The organism is Variovorax sp. 01T439_2 (genome assembly GCF_056398445.1).
In genome coordinates this window covers 1-3,669 of the sequence record NZ_JBFTPJ010000618.1, presented here as the reverse complement: position 1 = coordinate 3,669, position 3,669 = coordinate 1, and the positions used below count along the sequence as shown (strand labels likewise).

Sequence of the window (3,669 nt, the reverse complement as noted above, 5' to 3'; positions counted from 1 at the left end):
GTGCTGCTCAGCGCTCCGCGAAGACCTCGATCTCGACGCGGCGGTTGGGTGCCAGGCAGTCGATCAGGGCCGCGCGCGCCGTTTGCGTGCACTGCACCTTCGGCTCGGATTCGCCCTTGCCTTGCACCTGTATCTTCTGCGCCGGCACACCGGCCTGGACCAGGTAGTCGCGCACGGTGTTGGCGCGCGCCAGCGAGAGGGCGCTGTTGTAGGCCTGGCTGCCGAGCCGGTCGGTGTAGCCCGTCACCTTGATGGCATCCGCCGCCTTGATGTCGCCGGCCAGCGCATCGAGCTTGCGGCGGCCCTCCGGCAGCAGGTCGGCGAGCGACCGGCCGTCGAAGCGGAACAGGCCATCGGCACCCAGCGTGGTGCGCCGCGGTGCCGGGCTCGCGGCGGCCGGCCGTTCGGCCGCCGGCAATGCGCGCACCGCCAGCACATCGGCGCAGCCGGCCGGCAGCCAGTGGAAGGTCTGCGCCTTGTAGTCCTTGTCGAAGATCGCCTTGTACTGGCAGGTGGTCACGCCGCCGCCGGGCTTGCGGAAATGGAAGATGTAGTCCCACTCGCGCGGGCCCGCCATGCCTTCGCGGAAATGCGGTCGGCCGAGCAGGTCGTACAGCTGGTCCTTGGTGACGCCGGGCGCCACGGCGCGCAGGTTGTCCAGGTTGGGGAAGGTGCCTTCCTTGAGCCATGCATCGTTGTCGATGTTGGGAAAGATCACTTCGGTGGCCTTGCCGTCGTCGGTGATGCCGCGGCTCACATAGGAGCTGCAGCCCTGCAGCAGCAGCAGCGCCGCGGCGCCCGCTGCAATGGCCGAGAAGCGATGGATGTGCGTTGTCATGATGTTGTTCCTCTTTGTGATGCCGCCGGCCTACCAGTGGAAGCCCGCACCGGCCGCCACGCCGACCTTGCCGCGCGTGTTGGCCGAGCCGCTGAACTTCACGACCCACCGGCCGTTGTCCGAGAGCTTCGACACGCCGATGGCAAGGGCGGCCTGGCCGTCGAAACCCGCCACGCCCGCGGACACCATGCTCTTGCCCGGGATGTAGGCCTGCGGCATGGTGGCCATGGCCATTGCGCCGGCCGCGCCTGCGCTCGCATCCTTGGCAATGCTGCGGATCTCGCCGCCCAGGGCGTTGACGCGCGCGTCGGTGTAGGCGTTGGCCCCCGCGATGCCGCTGTTGAGCTGGTTCACGTTGACCGCATCGGTGCCCGCGACGCCGGGCGCCACGTTGTGCACCGTGACCGGCCCGGTCGCGTTGCTGCCGCCCATCGACACGCTGTTGTAGTTGATGGAGCCGTCGGGGTTGGTGTCGTACTTGACGGTCGACTGGTCGATCACCGCCACCTGGCCCTGCACGCCGCGCAGCTGCGAGACGTTGACCGCATCGCTGTCGGCCGAGCCCGCGGCCACGCCGGTGATCTGGCGGAACTGGCCGTTGGCCGCATCGCCCACCGACACCGCCGCCAGCGTGCTGGTGGTGGCGCCAATGGCGATGCGCTGTGCCTCGGTGGCCGTGGGCGGCACGTAGCCGGCCACGCCCGCGGCGGTGGAGGCCACCGAGCCCGCGCCCAGTGCCACGCCGCCGGCCTGCGTCACGCTGCTGCCCGCGCCCAGCGCCACGCCCTGCACGGCCGCGGCCGAGGACTGCGTGCCCAGCGCAATGGAGTCGGCCATGTGCGAGGTCGCGCCCTGGCCGATCGCCACGCCGCCCGGCGCGGTCTGCTGCACCACCGCGCCGTTGCCGATGCCGATGCCGTTGTTGCCGTTGACCACCGTCTGCGGGCCCACCGCCACCGATTCGGCGCCAATGGCCAGCGAGTCCGCTGCGTTCGAGTTGGCATGGAAGTACAGCGTCGGCGTGACCGCGAAGGRGGTCAGCGCGCCCGCGAGCTGCCGCACCGTGACCGCGTCCTGCGCCTGCGTGCCGTCGGCCACGTTGGTGATCTGGCGGTAGCTGGTGGCGCTGCCCAGGGACAGGGCGCCCAGCAGCGCGCGGTCGGTGGTGTTGTAGCTGATCAGCGAGCTGCCCGCCGGAATGCTGCCGGTGGAGGGCGCCACGAAGCGGTCGGAAACGGCGCCCGAGCCGATGGCCACCGCGCCGGCGACCGTTGCGCTCGCGTCCTTGCCCGACGCAATGGCGTCGGCCCCCGTCGCGCCCAGGTTGTTCTCGTTGCCCCCGCCCGTGGAGTTGACGCTGTAGTACCTGATCTTGTTGGCCGTGACCGTGGTGCTGAGGTTCTCGATCGACTGGTTGGTGGCGAASAGCTGCGARMCGTTGATGGCATCGGTCGAGSYRYYSGARAKCCGGCCCGCCGCCACGTTGGTGATGGTGCGCTCGGCGCCCACGCTGCCCACGCTCACCGTGCTCCCCGGYGTGGTGCCGGCRAAGTTGTAGGTSGTGCCGYYGATCACCGYGCTGGCCGTGCCGACGGCCGCGGCCGTGGTGGAGCCCGAACCCAGCGCCACGCTGTTGGCGTCCGACGCCGTGGCGCCGAGGCCGATGGCCACGGCCGAGGTGCCGGCCGCCGCCGCGTTCTTGCCCGACGCGATGGCGTCGGCTCCGGTAGCGCCCAGGTTGTCTTCGTTGGTGCCGCCGGTCGAGTTGACGCTGTAGTACTTGGTCTTGTTGGTGGTGACCGTGGTGCTCAGGTCCTCGATCGACTGGTTGGTGGCAAACAGCTGCGAGCCGTTGATCGCATCGGTGGAGGTGCCGGAGATCCGGCCGGCCGCCACGTTGGTGATGGTGCGCTCGGCACCCACGCTGCCCACGCTCACGGTGCTCGCGGGCGTGGTGCCCTGGAAGTTGTAGGTCGTGCCGTTGATCACGGCGTTGGCCGTGCCCACCGCAGCAGCGGTCACGGAGCCCGAGCCCAGGGCCACGTCGCCCGCACTGGCAGCCGCCGTCGCGGCATTGCCGATGGCCACGCTGCCTGCCTTGCCGGCCGCACCTGCGGTGGAGCCATTGCCCAGTGCCACCGATCCCTGGCCGATCGCCTTGTTGCCATTGCCGATCGCGACCGCACCGTTGGCCTGGTTGGCCGCGGTGGCCGTGGCCGTGCCGTCGCTGTTGGCAATGTTGTTGGCGCCGCCGGTGAAGGCGCCGGTGCCGCTCGCATAGCTCGGATCGCCGATCACCACGGCGCCGTCGCCGTAGGCCGTGTTGCCTGAACCGATCGAGATGGCCTTGCCGCCCGTGGCCGTCGCGCCCTTGCCGATGGCCACGGCCTCGGCCGAATCGGCCGTTGCGCCGCTGCCGATCGCCACGGTGTCCGCGGCGCTGGCGCGCGAGCCGTTGCCCATGGCCACGCCGCTGGCACCGGCCGCCGAGGCGTTCACGCCGGCCGCCAGGGCATTGATGCCCGTGGCGCCGTCGTTCGCATAGTTCCCCTGCTTGGTGCCGTTGTCGTTCACGCTGTAGTAGCGGATCTTGGCCCCTTCCACCTGGGTGTTCAGCTGGCTCACGTTCACCGCATCGGTGGGCGCCACGCCGGGCGCCACGTTGGTGATGACCGTGTTGCCGGCGTTGATGCCGTTGATCGTCACGCTCGGGCCGCCCGCGATCGTGAGGCCGTTGTTGTTCAGCACCGTGCCGCCCGTGGTCACGCTGGTGAAGCTGGGCGTGGCGCTGGTGGCGATCTGCACTTCGGCGCCGTTCTGCGTGATGGCGA

2 protein-coding genes are annotated in these 3,669 nt (G+C 70.4%); both read right to left on the bottom strand.

Annotated features, from left to right (window positions below; translation table 11 throughout):
• Positions 1–7: 7 nt before the first annotated feature.
• Positions 8–838, bottom strand: a complete 831-nt coding sequence (locus tag AC1DOC_RS24480) for an OmpA family protein (RefSeq protein WP_015865614.1) — start codon at positions 836–838, stop codon at positions 8–10.
• Positions 839–868: 30 nt separating this feature from the next.
• Positions 869–3,669, bottom strand: a 2,801-nt coding sequence (locus AC1DOC_RS24475) for a YadA family autotransporter adhesin (RefSeq protein ID WP_478130669.1), incomplete at its 5' end; no start/stop codon positions are given.